Annotated in this window: 16 protein-coding genes; 9 read left to right on the top strand and 7 right to left on the bottom strand. The window is 69.1% G+C overall.

Annotation, left to right across the window (positions count from 1 at the left end):
* The first annotated feature begins 65 nt into the window (after positions 1-65).
* The 6 genes from AC5L3X_RS02325 to AC5L3X_RS02300 all read left to right on the top strand — a co-directional run bounded on the left by AC5L3X_RS02325 (position 66) and on the right by AC5L3X_RS02300 (position 8,094).
* Complete coding sequence (locus AC5L3X_RS02325) at positions 66-623, top strand: amino-acid N-acetyltransferase (RefSeq protein ID WP_494854736.1); 558 nt, start codon at positions 66-68, stop codon at positions 621-623.
* A 97-nt stretch (positions 624-720) separates the two neighbouring features.
* Positions 721-2,124, top strand: coding sequence for an RDD family protein (locus tag AC5L3X_RS02320; protein ID WP_494854735.1), 1,404 nt, complete (start codon positions 721-723; stop codon positions 2,122-2,124).
* A gap of 108 nt (positions 2,125-2,232) precedes the next feature.
* On the top strand, positions 2,233-2,715 hold the full coding sequence (locus AC5L3X_RS02315; protein WP_494854734.1) for an RDD family protein: 483 nt from the start codon (positions 2,233-2,235) through the stop codon (positions 2,713-2,715).
* A 519-nt stretch (positions 2,716-3,234) separates the two neighbouring features.
* Positions 3,235-3,567, top strand: coding sequence for a histone-like nucleoid-structuring protein Lsr2 (locus AC5L3X_RS02310; protein ID WP_189122186.1), 333 nt, complete (start codon positions 3,235-3,237; stop codon positions 3,565-3,567).
* 755 nt (positions 3,568-4,322) lie between these two features.
* Positions 4,323-6,827, top strand: a complete 2,505-nt coding sequence (locus tag AC5L3X_RS02305) for an ATP-dependent Clp protease ATP-binding subunit (protein WP_189122185.1) — start codon at positions 4,323-4,325, stop codon at positions 6,825-6,827.
* Positions 6,828-7,161: 334 nt separating this feature from the next.
* Positions 7,162-8,094: a TIM barrel protein gene (locus AC5L3X_RS02300; RefSeq protein ID WP_189122184.1), complete on the top strand. Its 933-nt coding sequence runs from the start codon at positions 7,162-7,164 to the stop codon at positions 8,092-8,094.
* 48 nt (positions 8,095-8,142) lie between these two features.
* Here the strand turns inward: AC5L3X_RS02300 and AC5L3X_RS02295 are convergent, their stop codons facing one another.
* Complete coding sequence (locus tag AC5L3X_RS02295; protein WP_494854733.1) at positions 8,143-8,613, bottom strand: MarR family winged helix-turn-helix transcriptional regulator; 471 nt, start codon at positions 8,611-8,613, stop codon at positions 8,143-8,145.
* A 59-nt stretch (positions 8,614-8,672) separates the two neighbouring features.
* On the opposite strand from AC5L3X_RS02295, the gene AC5L3X_RS02290 reads away from it, so the two are divergent.
* Positions 8,673-9,089: a cupin domain-containing protein gene (locus AC5L3X_RS02290; protein ID WP_189122182.1), complete on the top strand. Its 417-nt coding sequence runs from the start codon at positions 8,673-8,675 to the stop codon at positions 9,087-9,089.
* On the opposite strand, the gene AC5L3X_RS02285 is transcribed toward AC5L3X_RS02290, so the two are convergent.
* Positions 9,083-9,958, bottom strand: coding sequence for an HhH-GPD family protein (locus AC5L3X_RS02285; protein WP_494854732.1), 876 nt, complete (start codon positions 9,956-9,958; stop codon positions 9,083-9,085). The two genes, AC5L3X_RS02290 and AC5L3X_RS02285, sit on opposite strands and share 7 nt — an antisense overlap.
* A gap of 78 nt (positions 9,959-10,036) precedes the next feature.
* Between AC5L3X_RS02285 and AC5L3X_RS02280 the strand changes: the two genes are divergently transcribed.
* A complete protein-coding gene (locus tag AC5L3X_RS02280) occupies positions 10,037-10,723 on the top strand; it encodes a hypothetical protein (protein WP_189122180.1) in 687 nt (228 codons plus the stop codon).
* An 11-nt stretch (positions 10,724-10,734) separates the two neighbouring features.
* Here AC5L3X_RS02280 and disA read toward each other — a convergent pair whose 3' ends face one another.
* Positions 10,735-11,817 carry a DNA integrity scanning diadenylate cyclase DisA gene (gene disA, locus AC5L3X_RS02275; protein WP_494854730.1) on the bottom strand — a complete coding sequence of 361 codons (1,083 nt, stop codon included), beginning with the start codon at positions 11,815-11,817 and terminating at the stop codon, positions 10,735-10,737.
* 41 nt (positions 11,818-11,858) lie between these two features.
* On the bottom strand, positions 11,859-13,265 hold the full coding sequence (gene radA, locus AC5L3X_RS02270; RefSeq protein WP_494854729.1) for a DNA repair protein RadA: 1,407 nt from the start codon (positions 13,263-13,265) through the stop codon (positions 11,859-11,861).
* Positions 13,266-13,436: 171 nt separating this feature from the next.
* On the opposite strand from radA, the gene AC5L3X_RS02265 reads away from it, so the two are divergent.
* A complete protein-coding gene (locus AC5L3X_RS02265) occupies positions 13,437-14,633 on the top strand; it encodes an RNA-guided endonuclease InsQ/TnpB family protein (RefSeq protein WP_494854727.1) in 1,197 nt (398 codons plus the stop codon).
* A 39-nt stretch (positions 14,634-14,672) separates the two neighbouring features.
* Here the strand turns inward: AC5L3X_RS02265 and AC5L3X_RS02260 are convergent, their stop codons facing one another.
* The 3 genes from AC5L3X_RS02260 to AC5L3X_RS02250 form a co-directional block, all read right to left on the bottom strand.
* Positions 14,673-16,874, bottom strand: coding sequence for a M20/M25/M40 family metallo-hydrolase (locus AC5L3X_RS02260; RefSeq protein ID WP_494854726.1), 2,202 nt, complete (start codon positions 16,872-16,874; stop codon positions 14,673-14,675).
* 136 nt (positions 16,875-17,010) lie between these two features.
* Entirely contained in the window at positions 17,011-17,316 is a 306-nt protein-coding gene (trxA, locus tag AC5L3X_RS02255) for a thioredoxin (RefSeq protein WP_494854724.1), read from the bottom strand.
* A complete protein-coding gene (locus tag AC5L3X_RS02250; protein ID WP_189122175.1) occupies positions 17,313-17,687 on the bottom strand; it encodes a MerR family transcriptional regulator in 375 nt (124 codons plus the stop codon). Before AC5L3X_RS02250 ends, trxA begins: the two co-directional genes overlap by 4 nt.
* Positions 17,688-17,721: the final 34 nt, after the last annotated feature.

Raw genomic sequence — 17,721 nt, 5'->3', positions numbered from 1 at the left:
TCGGGAGAAGGGCAAGAGGAGAGATTTACGGGCGAGCCGTAATGCGATCTGTACTCTGGAGAGCCATGGAACAGGCCACCGAAGTGACGGTCCAGGACACCGGCATTCTCGTGCGCCGTGCCCGCACCGCCGATGTCAGGACCATCGGACGCCTGGTCGCCACCTACGCGGGCGCCGGGCCCCGCCTGCTGCGGAAGGCCACGGTCACGCTGTACGAGGACGTCCAGGAGTTCTGGGTGGCCGAGCGGTCAGGAGAGGTCGTCGGCTGCGGGGCGCTGCACGTGCTCTGGGAGGACCTCGCCGAGATCCGCACGGTGGCCGTGGACCCCGAACACCGCGGGCTCGGGATCGGTCACCGCATCGTCTCCGCGCTGCTGGGCACGGCCCGAGAGCTCGGCCTGCAGCGGGTCTTCTGTCTCACATTCGAAGTCGACTTCTTCGGCAGGCACGGATTCCATCCCATCCAGGGCACGCCTGTCTCCCCTGAGGTCTATGCCGAACTCCTGGCCTCGTACGACGAGGGTGTGGCGGAGTTCCTTGATCTCGAACATGTCAAGCCGAACACCTTGGGCAACACCCGCATGCTGCTCCACTTGACATCAGGTGACTCGGATCTTGACTAAGGCGAAAGGTGATTGTTGATACCTATGTCGATACGTTGGGCGACACAGGCATGTGTCCTGACACGTGCCACATGCGCACTCGAAGCGAGGTGACACGGTGAGCACAGGACAGCCACCGTATCCTCAGGACGAATCCGGCGAGAATCCTGGATCTCCTGAATACGGACAGCAGTACCAGGGTCGTCCCCATGGCGAGCCCGACCCCGATGTGACGGTCGTCGGCTACCGTGCCGACGACTACGGCCAGCAGCAGGGCCAGCCCCAGTACGGCCAGCAGGGCCAGTCCCAGCCGGGCTATGGTCAGCAGCCCCAGTACGGCCAGCAGGCCGACTACGGCCAGCAGGGCTATGGCCAGCAGGGGCAGCCCGGCTACGGCCAGCAGCCCCAGTACGGCCAGCAGGGTTACGGTCAGCAGAGCCAGTCCCAGCCCGGTTACGGTCAGCAAGGTCAGTCCCAGCCCGGTTACGGTCAGCAGGGCCAGTCCCAGCCCGGCTATGGTCAGCAGCCCCAGTACGGCCAGCAGTCGCAGTACGGCCAGCAGCCCGAATACGGTCAGCAGGGCTATGGCCAGCAGCCCGAATACGGTCAGCAGGGCTATGGCCAGCAGCAGGGGCAGCCCGAATACGGCCAGCCTGGTTACGCCCAGCAGCCGGAGTACGGCCAGCAGCAGCCTTCGGGCCAGCAGGGCTACGGTCAGCAGGGGCAGTCGCAGCCCGGTTACGGCCAGCAGCCGCCCTCGGGTCAGCAGTACGGCCAGCAGCCCGGTTACGGTCAGCAGCAGTACGGCCAGCAGCCGCCCTCCCAGCCGGAGTACGGTCAGCAGCAGTACGGCGGGCAGCCCGGCTACGCGCAGCCCCAGCAGGGCTACGGCCAGCCCGGTTACGGCCAGCAGCAGTACGGCCAGCCGCAGCAGGGCTACGGTCAGCCCGGTTACGGCCAGCAGGGCTACGGTCAGCCCGGTTACGGCCAGCCGGTGGGCGTGCAGCCGCCGGGCGCGCCGGCGCCGCTCGCGGAGTGGTGGCAGCGGTTGGTGGCGAGGCTGATCGACGGTGTCATCTTCGGTGTGATCTCGACCGTGTTGTCGCTGATCCTGGGAGGCCTCTTCCTCGCCAGCTACAACTGGACCACCGGCCAGACGACGGGCCTGATGGGGCCCTTCGTGTTCGGCCTCATGATGGCCATCCTCATGACCGCCCTCTACGTCGCCTACGAGTTCTTCATGACGAAGGCCAAGGGGCAGACGGTCGGCAAGATGGTCATGGGCATCAAGATCGCCCAGGTGGGCGGCCCGGTGCCGCTGGAGGGCATCCCCAATGATGTGGCCCTCAAGCGGGCCGGCGTGACGTGGGGCGGCTACCTCCTCAACCTCGTCCCGGCGTTCGGGGGTCTGCTCGCCGCGATCGCCGTGGGTCTGAACGGCGCGTCCCAGCTGTGGGACAAGCCGCTGCAGCAGACCTTCGCCGACAAGGTGGCCGGCACCGTGGTGGTGAAGATCAAGTAGTCGTCGTCCACGCCAACAGAGGCCGGCCGCTGGCCGGCCTCTGTTTTGCGTGCACCTCCCGTACCAATATGGGAGTCGACCGGATCGCCGATGGGGCGAGGTGGGGTTATGGCGGGGACGTCGGCGGGCGCGAAGCCCGCGGAATGGTGGGAACGACTCGTAGCCCGACTCATTGAAGGCCTCGTCTTCGGGGTCTTCTATTACATTCTGTTCATTACGTTGTGGGGCGCCTTCCGGACTGTCGGGGTCTTGGACGCCTTCGACGGCCGTCTGCCGGGGGTGTTCGCCTGGTTACTGGCAGGTCTGGGATATACGGTCTATGACTGGGTCGCGCATTCCACGCGCGGTCGCACGTTCGGCAAGGCGATCATGAAGATTCACGTGACGCCGGACGACCTTCCTCGCAGGGCCCTGCTGAAACGCGCCCTGGTCTATCCCGGGCCGGTCATGCTGATGGGCATTCCGGTGGTCAATGTGCTCGCCGGAATCTTCGTGTTCGCTGTGGGGTTGCTGATCCTGGTGGACAAACCGCTCGAACGCGGTCCGCACGACAGGCTGGGACGAACCCGGGTGGCCAAAGATCTTGGTTGACCCGGCCGGGGCCCTCGGCTGAGGCCTTTCCGCAAAGTTTTCCCTTGATCCGGTAAGGAGCCTGGAGAGACTGCCATTAGGCTATGGGCGTCCCTGATGTCGGACGTTGGTGCCCCTGACACGCCGAGTGCGTCTCTGTGCCGCTATGGTCGGGTGCGGGGGTTGTCCATCCCACGCGGTGTGCGAGCCGCTCCTGCTCCCGCTCGCCGCGTCGGCGATCCGAAAAGACGCCCCTGAAAGCCCGTCCGCTGTGGAAGCGAGGACGAATGGAAGCCGTAACCGACGTATTGTCAGCGCTCATCCCCCCGGTGGTCGTCGCCGGCGCCTTCATCTTTGGCGTTGTGAAGTTGGTCCGCGCGGACGGCCCCCGGCGAGGCCCAAACCCCGAGGATCAGGTCGAGAACCACAACTGATCGGCGAGTCAGCCGAATCCCCGTAGCGTTGAATTGTCTCCGCGCCTTTTCGGGTATATGTTTGGCCTCAGCGAATGAAACAATGCTCCGCGAAAGGATTGCGTAGATGGCCAAGCAGATCCAGGAGATTCTCATCGATGACCTCGATGGGGGCGAGGCCAATGAGACGGTCAGCTTCGCTATTGACGGCTCCTCCTATGAGATTGACCTCAGCGACGTAAACGCCAAGAAGCTGAGGGACGCGCTCACACCTTTCGTACAGCACGCTCGCCGGGCTGGTGCCGTGGCCGCGCGGCGACGGGGGCGTGGTGGGCAGCGTGCGATGAGCCGCGAGAAGAGCTCGGAGATCCGGCAGTGGGCAAAGGCTCACGGCCTGCCGGTGAGCGAGCGAGGCCGCATCGCCTCCACCGTCGTGGAGAAGTACGAAGCCGCTCACTGAGCGACCTCGCCTCCGACCATGCGCTTATGCCGTTCGCCTAGGACCCCGGCGAACGCCATAAGCGCATGATCATTTTACCGTCCTTCTCAAATGCTGGACGGTTCGGTTTGTCGATCTTCCCACTGCTTCGTATGGGGACATTTGGGCCTGTGTCGCTCCCGTTACTGAATGCCACGAACGTAAAGCCTTTTGTGACGACCCCCGCGAATGCGGGTTTCTCCGCCCTGGCGCGTTCCACGGTGCGTTCGGACGCCCGGATCCGGCGTGCGCGCCGAATGCCGGCGCCGGCCCCGTCTCCGGCGGGAGTTCGGAGGCTCGGAGCGCCTTCGGTAACCGGGCTGACCAGTCCGCGGATTTTGCGTGTGGAGAGGGCGGCCATCCCGGGCGGTTTGGCATGGTTTGAAGCGCGACATAGGATGTTTGCGTATGAGTCTCGGGCGCGACATCCGCGACGGCCTCCCCAGGCCCACTCGCTCCCGCGTCCGACGGCGATCCACGTCGATCCGCCCCCGCTGCGGCGGCCATTTCGAGCCGCTTCCCGCAGTCCCGCTAAACATCGTTCGCTTGCGGCGTATCGGGAACACGCCACCCCCGAACGGTAGTTGGATAGAGGGTGAACGCCCTGCTCTCGGGGAACGTCTCTGCTATAGAGCGTGTCAGCGGCAGTCGGCGCGGTTCGCCGAGCCAGGGCTAGCATGCGGGATGACGGGACCGGATTAACCGGCCTGACTGACCGCTCTGTGAGGAGCGACGAGATGTTCGAGAGGTTCACCGACCGAGCGAGGCGGGTTGTCGTCCTGGCCCAAGAAGAGGCCAGGATGCTCAACCACAACTACATCGGCACTGAGCACATTCTTCTTGGCTTGATCCATGAAGGTGAGGGCGTGGCCGCCAAGGCTCTGGAGAGCCTCGGCATCAGCCTTGAAGGAGTGCGCCAGCAGGTCGAGGAGATCATCGGCCAGGGCCAGTCGGCTCCGTCGGGGCACATTCCGTTCACCCCGCGGGCCAAGAAGGTTCTTGAGCTGTCGCTCCGTGAGGCTTTGCAGCTGGGTCACAACTACATCGGCACCGAGCACATCCTGCTCGGGCTCATCCGTGAGGGTGAGGGTGTGGCGGCGCAGGTGCTGGTCAAGCTTGGAGCAGATCTCAACCGTGTCAGGCAGCAGGTCATCCAGTTGCTCCACGGCTACCAGGGCAAGGAGCCGGCCGCCGCGGGCGGTCCGCAGGAGTCGGCCCCGTCGACCTCCCTGGTGCTCGACCAGTTCGGCCGCAACCTGACCCAGGCGGCCCGTGAGGGCAAGCTGGACCCGGTCATCGGCCGCGAGAAGGAGATCGAGCGGGTCATGCAGGTCCTCTCCCGGAGGACCAAGAACAACCCCGTTCTCATCGGCGAGCCCGGCGTCGGCAAGACCGCCGTCGTCGAGGGCCTGTCGCAGAAGATCGTCAGGGGCGAGGTGCCCGAGACGCTGAAGGACAAGCAGCTCTACACGCTTGACCTCGGCGCCCTGGTCGCCGGCTCCCGCTACCGCGGTGACTTCGAGGAGCGCCTGAAGAAGGTCCTCAAGGAGATCCGCACGCGCGGCGACATCATCCTGTTCATCGACGAGCTGCACACGCTCGTGGGTGCGGGCGCCGCCGAGGGCGCGATCGACGCCGCCAGCATCCTCAAGCCGATGCTGGCCCGCGGTGAGCTGCAGACCATCGGCGCCACCACTCTCGACGAGTACCGCAAGTACCTCGAGAAGGACGCCGCGCTGGAGCGCCGCTTCCAGCCGATCCAGGTGGCCGAGCCCTCGCTCAGCCACACGATCGAGATCCTCAAGGGTCTGCGCGACCGCTACGAGGCGCACCACCGCGTGTCCATCACCGATGGCGCGCTGGTCGCCGCCGCGCAGCTGGCCGACCGCTACATCAGCGACCGCTACCTTCCCGACAAGGCGATCGACCTCATCGACGAGGCCGGTTCCCGGATGCGCATCCGCCGGATGACCGCTCCGCCGGACCTGCGCGAGTACGACGAGAAGATCGCCAACGTCCGTCGCGACAAGGAGTCCGCGATCGACGCGCAGGACTTCGAGAAGGCGGCTGCCCTCCGCGACCAGGAGAAGCAGCTCCAGCTCAAGCGCGAGCGCCGGGAGAAGGAGTGGAAGGCCGGCGACATGGACGTCGTGGCCGAGGTCACCGAGGAGCTCATCGCCGAGGTCCTGGCGACCGCCACCGGCATCCCGGTCTTCAAGCTGACCGAGGAGGAGTCCCAGCGCCTGCTCCGCATGGAGGACGAGCTTCACAAGCGGATCATCGGCCAGGACGACGCCATCAAGGGCCTGTCGCGGTCCATCCGGCGCACCCGCGCCGGTCTGAAGGACCCGCGGCGTCCCGGCGGCTCGTTCATCTTCGCGGGTCCGTCCGGTGTCGGTAAGACCGAGCTGTCCAAGGCTCTGGCGGAGTTCCTCTTCGGTGACGAAGACGCTCTGATCAGCCTGGACATGTCCGAGTTCATGGAGAAGCACACCGTCTCCAGGCTGTTCGGCTCGCCTCCCGGCTACGTCGGCTACGAGGAGGGCGGCCAGCTCACCGAGAAGGTGCGGCGCAAGCCGTTCTCCGTGGTCCTGTTCGACGAGATCGAGAAGGCCCACCCCGACATCTTCAACTCGCTGCTGCAGATCCTGGAAGACGGTCGCCTGACCGACGCCCAGGGGCGCGTGGTCGACTTCAAGAACACGGTCATCATCATGACCACCAACCTCGGCACCCGGGACATCTCCAAGGGCATCGGGGTCGGGTTCGCGAAGTCCAACGACGCCGACTCCAACTACGACCGGATGAAGTCCAAGGTCCAGGAAGAGCTCAAGCAGCACTTCCGGCCCGAGTTCCTCAACCGTGTCGACGACATCGTGGTCTTCCACCAGCTGACGCCGGCCGAGATCATCAAGATCGTGGATCTGATGCTCGCCCAGGTCGACGCCCGCCTGAAGGACCGCGACATGGGGCTCGACGTCTCGCCCGACGCCAAGCAGCTGCTGGCCGACCGCGGTTACGACCCGGTCATGGGCGCTCGCCCGCTGCGGCGCACCATCCAGCGCGAGCTGGAGGACTCGCTGTCGGAGAAGATCCTCTACGGCGAGCTCCGTCCGGGGCAGGTCGTCAAGGTCACCATCGAGGGCGAGGGCGACAACGCCAAGTTCGTCTTCGTCGGTGAGGACGCGGCCTCCCAGGTTCCCGACTCGGCCGCCGCGATCGCCGCGCCGATCCAGCACTGACAGCCACCAGGCTCGTCGAAGCCCCCGTGTGAGTCATCACACGGGGGCTTTCGCGTATCCCGGACGCCTGGCCGGTGGTTGTTGCTGAATTGTTGGTCAGCGAGGTGTATCGCCACCACAAGTAGTACTACACTGCGTAGAGTACGTTCAGCCTGCTCCAAGTAAGCCACAAGATCGAATTCCTAGGCTGTCACTGCGCCCACGGGAGTAGTGAGCCGTCAACTCAGGGGGGACGCGTGTGCCCGCCCGGAGCAGGCATGCTCGGCAGGGCCCCCGTGTGATCCCTGAGGCGGGCGACGGGAACGATCTCGAATGCAAGCCGTGGAGGAAACCGATGCGCCTGCGTCACAACGACGGAACGCTCGTTCACCTCGCCTACAACGCAGGCGTCCACCCCGCTGAAGACCTGGAGAACTTGATCGCTCACCTCACCCGCTACGCTGTGCCGGTGCGCAAGAGGCTCGGCGTCGAGCGGATGGGCATCGGGCTGTGGCTCTCGTCCAGCGTGGCCGACCACCTCACGGCCGACCGCATCGAGCTCGTACGCCTGCGCCGCTCCCTGGAGGAGCGCGGCCTGGAGGTGGTGAGCCTCAACGGCACCGGCGGGCGCAACCAGGAAGTGCCGGGCCCCGACTGGGCCAAGCCCGAGCGCTACCGTTACACGATGGCGCTGGCCAAGATCCTGGCCTTTCTGCTGCCCGACGACGTACGGTTCGGCAGCATTTCCACGATCCCGATCGGCTGGCGGCGCGACTGGCCCGCCGATCTTCACTCGATCGCCACGCGCCGCCTGGAGCGGCTGGCCAGAGAGCTGCGCGGCATCTACAGCGTGACCGGCAAGACCATCCGCGTCGGCTTCGAGCCGTGGCCCGGCTGTGTCCTGGAGACCACGGAGCAGGCGCTGGAGCGGGTCTGCGGCATCGACTCCGAGCATCTGGGCGTCGTTCTCGACGCCTGCCACCTGGCCGGCGGCGCCGAGGAGGCCGGTGAGGCGCTGCGCGGCCTGGCCGCCGCGGGCGCTCCCGTGGTCAAGCTGGGCCACGTCCACAGCCACGAGACGCCCGGCACGGGCGCTGTGCTGCACGACACGCTCACGGCCATGTTGTCGGGCGCGGTGAGCGGCACCGCGCACATCGAGGTCGAGACGCACAACCTGTCGGTCCCGGGCCGGGCCAAGGGGCCGGGCGCCCTGGTGTCCTTGCTGGCGGAGGAGCTCGACTGGGCTCGCAGCAACCTCACGGGTCTGGGTCTCCAGCTCGCCGCGTAGCGGCGCGTCCCTCGGCCCCGGCGGGTCTTCACTCGTGCGGTGCAGCCGTCACAGGGTGCCGAACCAGCCGGGGGCGTCGAGGCGCCACAGGTCGGCCGGTGTCACCTTGCGGAGGTCGGCCTCGAGTGCCTGGAGGCGGTCCTCGCCCAGCGTGGCGGACCACCGGGCGCGAAGGTCGTCGAAGATCTGGGCCGAGCGGGCCAGGGCGTCCATGCCGTAGGGGGTCAGGCGGACGATCTTCCGCCGCGTGTCGTCGGGGTCGCGCGTGCGCTCCACGTAACCGATGCGTTCGAGGGTTTCTATGGTCTTCCCGGCGGCCTGTTTGGTCACGCCGAGGGTGTGGCCGAGGTCCACCGCCGTCGTGCCCTGAGGGCCGATGGCCTGCATGACGAAGCCGTGCATGGGCCGGATGTCCGGGTGGCCCTGCCGTCCGAGCTCGGCGTGGAGCTCGTCGATGAGGCTCCGGAAGGCCAGAAGGAGACGGAGTGGCAGCTCGAAGCCCGGGGGGGCGCTTGACATGATAGACAACCTGGTTCACTATCTAGACAAATGTGTTGTCTATCTTAGAGGGGACAGTCATGGCTGTCATTCGTGACGCGCAGGCTCGCCGGATCGAGACGCCCAACGGGGTGATGACCACTCTCGCCTCGCCCACCCAGGGCGCGGCCGGGCAGGCCATGTGGCGGGTCGACGCCACGCCGGGCATGGCAGGGCCCGTGCACGCCTTCGACGGCGAGTCCGTGTGGACCTGGCTCGCCGGGGCGGGCACCGTGGACCTGGGCGGCGAGCGGTTCGAGCTGGCGGCGGGGGACACGATGGTGCTGCCCGCCCACGTGACGCGGCGCATGTTCGCCGACCCGGAGCATGGTTTCGCGGCGATCGTGACGGCGCCGGCCGGGATCCAGGTCTACAACCAGGAAGGGCTGGCGGCTCCGGGCGCCTGCGACCTCGTCCCCGAGGGGACCGTCCGGATGCCGCTCCCGTGGGCTCAGTGACCGGGTAGGCGGTAGGTGCCGTCGTCGAGGTGCTCGGCCAGGCCGTCGGCGATGAGGCCGTCCAGGGCGCGCTCGCGTTGCACGGCGTCGTCCCACACCGTGTCCAGCGCCGCCTTGGGCACCGGGCCGTGGGCGGCGCGCAACACCGCCAGCAGGCGGCCGCGACACTGGCGGTCCGTGCCCGCGTAGGTCTGGCCCTTGCGGGCGGGGCCGGCGTGCGGTGGCTTTCCGGCCAGACGCCAGGCGCAGGTGTGGGCGATCGGGCAGTCGGCGCATCTCGGGCCCCGGGCCGTGCAGACCAGGGCGCCCAGCTCCATGACCGCGACGCCCCAGCGGGCGGCGCCCAGCTCGGGCAGGAGCGCCTCGGCCAGCCGGCGTTCGGCCGTGGACGTGGCCGTCGGTGGATACTCCTCGGCTCGAACCGCCCGCGCGAACACCCTGCGCACGTTCGTGTCGAGCACCGCGTGCCGGCCGCCGTACGCGAAGCTGGCGACCGCGGCGGCGGTGTATTCGCCGATGCCGGGCAGCGCCAGCAGCGTCGCGTGGTCCGCCGGGACCTCGCCGCCGTGGTCCTCGGTGATGGCCCGGGCGCACGCGTGCAACCGGAGCGCCCGGCGGGGGTAGCCGAGCCTGCCCCAGTGGCGGACGGCCTCACCGGACGGCTCGGCGGCCAGCGCCTTGGGCGTGGGCCAGCGGTCCATCCACTCGTGCCACACGGGCAGCACGCGGGTGACTGGCGTCTGCTGCAGCATGATCTCGCTGACCAGCACGCCCCAGGGCGTCGCCTCGGCGGCGCGCCACGGGAGATCCCGGGCGTTGGAGTCGTACCACTCCAGAATGGGTAGGTGCAGGAGGTTCGGCTCAACCACGCGCCCCAGCGTATGCCGAGATGGCCAACAGCGGCGTGTCGTCACCCTAAGTAGCCAACGAATTACCATGCTGTGTGTATGGATCCGGAAGCGATGCGTGGCGACGGCGGCGATGGAGACGGCGACGTCTATTGGCGACGGCGGATGAGCGTGCTCATCGCGGTCCTGGTAGTGGTGGCCGTGGTGGCGTGGGCGTGTTCCAGCGGGGCCGACGGGCCCGAGCGCACCTCCAACGCCGAGACCTCGCCGTCCGCCTCTCCGAGCACCGACCCCCTGCTGGCCGGGCTCCGCACCCTGGCGTTGGGCACGGCCACCCCGACGCCCAAGCCGAGCGTCACCAAGGCCACGCCGTCCGCCAAGCCGTCGCAACGGGCAGGACAGCCCTGCGCCGAAGGCGATCTGGTGCTCAGCCTGCAGGGCGAGCAGGAGGTCTACGGGGCCGGCGCCCGGCCCACCTTCCTCGTCACCGTGGTCAACACCGGGCCGGTGATGTGCAAGGCCGACGTCGGGCCGAGGGCGATGGAGATCCGCATCACCTCGGGTGACGATCGGATCTGGTCGACGGTCGACTGCGTCAGCGGGCCGGGCACCGACATGAAGGAGCTGCAGCGGGGCGTGCCCTACGTGCGTTCCATGGAGTGGGACCGCCGCCGTTCGAGCGAGACCTGCGGCACCCAGTCGTCGGAGGCGCTGCCGGGGACGTACGTGGCGGTGGTGCGGATGGGCGGGCTACGGAGCCCCAAGGGGGTCTTTCACCTGCGCTAGCCCGTGAGGGCTCAGACGTAGCGCTCGAGGATCGACGACTCGGCCAGGCGCGACAGACCCTCGCGGACGCTGCGGGCGCGGGACTCGCCGACGCCGCCGACCGCCTGCAGGTCGTCGATGCTGGCCGCGAGGAGCTTCTGCAGGCCGCCGAAATGGTTGACCAGGCGGTCGACGACCGTGGCGGGCAGGCGGGGGACCTTGGCCAGCAGGCGGAAACCGCGCGGGCTGACCGCGCTGTCGAGCGTCTCGCCATCGTCGTGGCCGAGCACATGGGCGACCGCCGACAGGTCGAGGAGCTCACTGCCCGAGAGCTGGTCGAGATCGTGCATGGCCTCGGCGAACCGCCGGGTGCGCCGGCCCGTGGGCGACGGGAGATAGTCGCGCACCACCAGCTCACGCTCGGAGTCGACGCCCGCCACCAACTCGTCGAGCTGGAGCGAGAGCAGGCGACCGTCGGTGCCCAGCTCGACCACGTAGCCCTTGATCTCGTCGTTGATGCGCCTGACCATCTCCAGACGCTGCGCGACGGCCGCCACGTCGCGGACCGTGACCAGATCCTCGATCTCCAGGGCGGACAACGTGCCCGAGACCTCGTCGAGGCGGTGTTTGTAGCGCTCAAGGGTGGCCAGGGCCTGGTTGGCCTTGGACAGGATGGCCGCCGACTCCTCCAGGACATAGCGGATGCCGTCGAGGTAGAGGGCGATGATGCGCATCGACTTGCTGATCGCGATGATCGGCAGGCCGGTCTGCCGGGCGACGCGCTGGGCGGTGCGGTGACGGGTGCCGGACTCGTCGGTGGGGATGGCCGGATCGGGCACCAGGTGCACCGCCGCCCGGATGATCTTGTGCTCGCCGTTGACCACGATCGCGCCGTCCATCTTGGCCAGCTCGCGTAGCCGGGTCGCCGAGAAGTCGACCTCGAGCTCGAATCCGCCGCTGCACACCTGCTCGACCACGTTGTTGTAGCCGAGCACGATCAGCCCACCGGTCTGCCCGCGAAGGATCCGCTCGAGCCCGTCGCGCAGTGGTGTGCCCGGAGCAACCGAAGCAAGGGCTATGCGACGACGGTCGTCGAGACTCCTGTCGTTTGCCACCTGACCCCCGTGTCCGATTAGTCAAGGCCAGCTTAGCCGTGCTATGTGACGTGTGTGAGCGCGTCCCAGACGTTCTCCGCCTCCACGACCTCGAAGCCGGGGGCGAAGGCGACCGGCCCCACCGGCACGAGGCTGCGCCCGCCGCCGCGCTTGCGGGTGCTCTCGTCGAGCGAACCGGCGGGCACCAGCGCGCGTTTGAAGCCGAGCCGTGCGGCCTCGGCGAGCCGCCGCCGCACGTCCTTGACCGGTCGCAGCTCGCCCGCCAGCCCGACCTCGCCGAGCGCGACCAGCCCTGCGGGCAACGGCTTGTCGCCCGCGGCGCTCGCCACGGCCAGCATCACCGACAGGTCGATGGCGGGGTCGGCCAGCTTGATGCCGCCGACGGTCGCGGTGAACACGTCGCAGCCGCCGAGCTTGGCGTTGAGCCGGCGCTCCAGCACCGCGAGGATCATCTGGACCCGGTAGGTGTCGAGCCCGGAGGAGGAGCGCCTGGGCTGCTGGGCCTCGGTGCGGGCGACCAGGGCCTGCACCTCGGCGGGCAGCGGCCGGGTGCCCTCAACGGTCACGGTCACACAGGTGCCGGGCACCGGCTCGCTGCGCCGGGAGACGAACAGGCCGCTCGGGTCGGTGATGCCCTCGATGCCGCGCTCGTGCAGGTCGAAGCAGCCGACCTCGTCGATGGGGCCGAACCGGTTTTTGATCGCGCGGACCATGCGGAGCCGGGAGTGCCGGTCGCCCTCGAAGCTGAGCACGACGTCGACCAGATGCTCAAGTGTGCGCGGGCCGGCGATCGAGCCCTCCTTGGTGACATGGCCCACCAGGACGGTCGCCATGTTGCGCTCCTTGGCCAGCCGCACCAGGTTGGCCGCGACCTCGCGCACCTGGGTGACCCCGCCCGGCACGCCGGTGGCCTGCGCGGAGCCGATCGTCTGCACCGAGTCGACGACGAGCAATCTGGGCTGGACCTTCTCCACGTGGGTGATCAGGGCCGACAGCTCGGTCTCGGCCGCGAGGTAGAGATCGCGCTCGATCGCGCCGATGCGGTCGGCGCGCAGCCGCACCTGGGCGGCCGACTCCTCGCCCGTGATGTAGAGGACGGTGTCGCGCTCGGCGATGCGGGCGGCGGCCTCCAGCAGCAGCGTCGACTTGCCGATGCCCGGCTCGCCCGCCAGCAGCACCACCGCGCCGGGCACTAGGCCGCCGCCCAGCACGCGGTCGAGCTCGGCCACGCCGGTCGTGCGGGCGGCCGCTACCTCGGCCTTGACCTGCCCGATCGGCATGGCGGGAGCGGTCGTGGCGCCCGCCTGGACGACGTGCGCGCCGGCTCGCGCGCCCTCCTCGTCGACCGTGCCCCACGCCTGGCACTCGCCGCACCGGCCCACCCATTTGGTGGTGCGCCACCCGCACTCGGCACAGCGGTAACCGGGCTTCTGCGCTGACTTGGCCATGCGGAGCAGGCTAGCGGGCACCGCCGACAATCTTCGACCACCCCGTCGTGCCGTCGCTCACCAAGCACCTACAGCGTGGATGCCCCGTCCTTCAGGGCGGGGAGGAAACGCGGAACGGTCAGGCATCTCGATCTCCCGTTTGTGTCGGTGGTGATCGGTAGATTGGCCGGCGTGTCCCGCTTCCGGCTCCAGCCCTCGCCTGCCCAGGAGGCGGCGTTGCTGGAGCATTGCGGGCACGCCCGGTTCGTGTGGAATCTCGCTGTTGAGCAGCACGCGCACTGGAAGTCGGGACGCAAGAGCGCGCCGGGTTTCGCCGAGCAGTGCAGGCAGTTGACCGAGGCGCGGGCGGAGAACGAGTGGCTGCGAGCGGGGTCGATCATCGTTCAGCAGCAGGCGCTCAAGGACTTCGCTCAGGCGATGGCGAACTTCTTCGGCAAAACCCACCGTCGTCCGACGTGGCGCAAGCGGGGGCGGGGCGAGGGTTTCCGGGTCGTAGCGGTCAAGGCCGGTGACGTGCGCCGCCTGTCCCGCAACGTGGGCGAGGTGAAGGTTCCGAAGGTGGGCTGGGTGCGGTTGCGCTGGTCCCGTGCCGTCCCTGAAGCGGTGAAGTCGTTCCGCGTCACCCGTGACTCGGCGGGCCGCTGGCACGTCGCCTTCGCTGCGATCCCGGAGCCGATCCCCGCACCAGGTACGGGCGAGGTGGTCGGCGTTGACCGGGGCGTGGCCGTGTCGGCGGCGCTGTCCACCGGCGACCTGCTCGGCGCGCCCACGCTCCGCGACACGGAGAAGGCCCGCCTGCTGCGGCTGTTGCGGAAGCTGGCGCGGGCCAAGCGCGGGTCGAATGGGCGTGGCGAGGTGAAGGCCGCCATCGCCCGGTTGAAGGCACGCGAGACGGATCGGCGTAGGGACTGGATCGAGAAGACCTCGACCGGCCTTGCCCGCAGGTTCGACATGATCGCCGTCGAAGACCTCAAGATCTCCAGCATGACCCGCTCGGCGCGCGGCACCATCGACGCGCCGGGCAAGAACGTCCGGCAGAAGGCGGGCCTGAACCGGGGCATCCTTGCCAACGGCTGGGGCCTGCTCGTCGAACGGCTGGAGCACAAGGCTCCCGGCCGCGTCCAGAAGATCAACCCGCGTTACACGTCGCAGACCTGCAACGCCTGCAAGCACGTCGCCAGACAGAGCCGCGAGAGCCAAGCGGTCTTCCTGTGCGTCGCCTGCGGGCACCAGGCCCACGCTGACGTGAACGCCGCGAAGAACATCAGAGACATGGCGGCAGGGCATGCCGTCGCTGCGCGGGGAGGCTTGCCGTTGGGCGAGCCGATGAACCGCGAACCTCAACGCGACCTCCTCCTCGTGGGGTAGTCGCCGTTGGAATCCCCCGCCTTCAGGCGGAGGAGGATGTCAAAACGTGTACGTCCGGAAGGCGGTCGTCTGCGGCGCCAGGTACGCGGTGTGCGGCTGAGCGGTGAAGCCCGGGACGACCGAAAGATCGTGGCCGCGGGTGAAGACGCGGACCTGGGTCTTGGCCGCCGGCAGCACCAGCGTGACCTCCAGCGGCCCGGCGGGGACGTGATAGGCGAAGCCGCTCCGGCTGCCCAGCTCTCTCCCGTCCACCGTGATGGGCACCGGCTCCGCCAGCCTGAGGCCGGTGACCGGAGCGCCCGCTCCAGGCGTCAGCCTGAGCGTGAGCGTGCGGCGGTCACCGGACGTCTCGTCCTTCAGCACGTCCACCGAGGGCGCCCGTAACCGGGTGGACGCCTGGGCGGGAGTGGTGGCCCAGCCTCCGTCGTCGAAGAACTTCTCACTTTCCGCGCTCTGTTCCGCGGAGCGGGACCCCCAGACGGCCGTGCCGGTCGCCGTGTCCATGGCGTAGGCGACGCGCGTCTGGCGGGGATGCTCGGCGTCGAAGCGGTCGACGGCCAGGCCAGCCCCCAGCAGCGCCACGGCCGCGACCAGGCCGGTCACCGGCACCAGGACGGCCCGGCGACGCGCGGACGGTGGTGACCCGGCCGGTGGCGGCAGGGGCGTCTGACGGTGTGCGGACGGTGGTGACCCGGCCAGCGCCAGCAGGAGCAGCGCCAGGAGGGCGAAGTGCGGAGCGGACAACATGCCGCCGATCCGGAGGCCCACGTCGAGCGAGCCCAGCGCGGTGCCGCCGAGCAGCACAGTGGCCGGGGCCAGCCCGACCGTGAGCGCGAGAACGGGCCATCGCACGCGCAGCGAGACCAGCCAGCCGATCGCGACGAACAGCGCGGGCCAGGCCAGGGTGTGGGACCCGCCGGGCAACGCCGCCGCGGAGGCCGCGCCCAGCAGGGCCACGAGCAGCACCGCGCCGGCCGCGAGCTCGACGGGCCGCCCGAGCAGCCGCCAGGCCGCCACGATCGTCGCTGTGAACACCAGCAGTGCGGCCTGGTAGAGCCACGGCCGATAGGGGTCGCCGGTGAGCAGCTCGGTGTATTCGGGTCTGATCAGCCCGAGTAGCGGCATGATCGCGTAGCCGGCGGCGCCGGCGGCCAGCACCGGCAGCAGGGCCAGCCCGGTGGCCGCGGCCAGGCGGGGCAGGGTGAGCAGCGCCCGCCGGCGCAGCGCCCACACCAGCGCGCCGGCCGCCACCAGCGCGCCCAGCGCGACGGGCAGCTCCAGCCAGGCCGGATAGCGTACGAACAGGCCGGGCACGGTGAAGTAGACGGACTCCCCGGCGGATCGGAGCGTCGCCAGGTCGGTCCCGCCGAGCGCGCGGGTCAGGGCGAGGGCGTTGTCGCCCATCTGCTGCAGGCTGCCCAGGTCGAGGTGGGCCGGGTCGTCGAGGGGCGTGTGATAGTAGGCCCCGCCGCCCAGGAAGGCCGAATCGAGGCCCATCCAGCCGGCCTCGTCGAACACGTGGTAGTCGGTGTTGTTGGGCAGCAGCGCCAGCAGCGCGGCGAAGGCCGAGTCGGCCGACGGATGGGGCGCGGCCGAGCCGTAGACCTCGACGGCGCCGGGCGAGCCGCGGAACATCTGCACGGTGCCGCGCACCCCGCGGGCCTCGTTGTTGAGCACCACGGTCGTGCCCTTGGCCAGGGCGTCGTGCCTGATGAAGGCGTCGGCGCCGAGCAGGCCGAGCTCCTCGCCGTCGGTGATGAGGAAGATGACGTCGTTGCGCAGCGGCCCGGGCAGCGCCCTGGCGACCTCCAGCATGGTGGCCACGCCCGCGCCGTCGTCGGAGGCCCCGGGACCCGCGGCCACCGAATCGTAGTGGGCGGCCAGGACCACCCGGCCGGTCGGATCGGTGCCGGGCCGGACGGCGACGATGTTGCGCATCCGGCCCATCGACGTCACGCCGTCGTGGTCGAGGGGCAGCACTCCCACTTCTTCCTGGACCCTGGTCTCCAGGCCGAGCGCGCGCAGCCGGGAGACCACATGGTCGCGGACGCGGTCGTGCTCGGTGGAGCCGGGCGGATGGGGAGCCTGGGCGATGGCCTCGACCTGCTCGAAGGCCCGGGTGGCGCTGAAGGAGCCGGCGGGGGCGCCGGCCGGGCTGGGGTTGGGGGGCGCGAGGTCGAGCATGGTGACCGCGAGCAACGCCGCGAGCGCCGCGAGCCCGATGAGAACGTTGCGGGTCATGGGCACCACGTTAGGCGGCCGGATACCGCCTGTGATCAGCCCCGAGCATGATCTTCGGGTCAATCCTAGGGACTACGCCGCGGGCTACGCCGACGGACTGCGCCGACGGACTGCGCCGACGGACTGCGCCGACGGACTACGCCAGGCCGAGCTCGGCGACCAGCATGCGCTTGGGCCTGGCGCCCACGACCTGCTTGACCGGCTCGCCGTTCTCGAACAACACCAGTGTGGGCAGGCTCATGACGCCGTAGCGCGCCATGAGCTCGGGGTGCTCGTCGGTGTTGACCTTGCCAACGGCCAGGCCGAGCTCGGTCTCGATCTCGGCGAGCACCGGGGCGACCATGCGGCACGGCGGGCACCACTCGGCCCAGAAGTCGACGAGCACCGGCTCGTCGCTCCCGAGGACCCGCTCCGTGAAGTTCTCCGTGGTCAACGTGATCATGTTTCTCCCTTGAGTACGCAACCTGGACAGGATTCGGCCAGTTGGGCGGCCACTTCCGCGCGACGGGCGAGCAGGACGCGGATCTCGTCGTCGATCTGGGCCAGCTTGCGCCGGTAGACCGCGACCGACTCGCGGCAGGACCCGCCCGTCGTGTTGCCCGCGCGCAGGCAGTCGACGAACGGCCGGGTGTCCTCGAGCGTGAAGCCCACGGACAGCAGTGCCCGGATCTCGTCCACCAGCCTGACGTCGTCCTCGGTGTACTGCCGGTAGCCGTTGGCCCCCCGCCGGGTCGTCAGCAGGCCGTGCTGCTCGTAGTAGCGGAGGGAACGGCTGCTCACCCCGGTCCGCCGGGCCAGCTCTCCGATGCGCATGCGGCCACGGTAATCCTTGACACCGACGTCAGGG

The sequence above is a fragment of the Nonomuraea sp. CX421 genome, from assembly GCF_059358955.1.
Note: the sequence above shows the minus strand (reverse complement) of the source record. Positions and strands in the feature narration are given on the sequence as shown.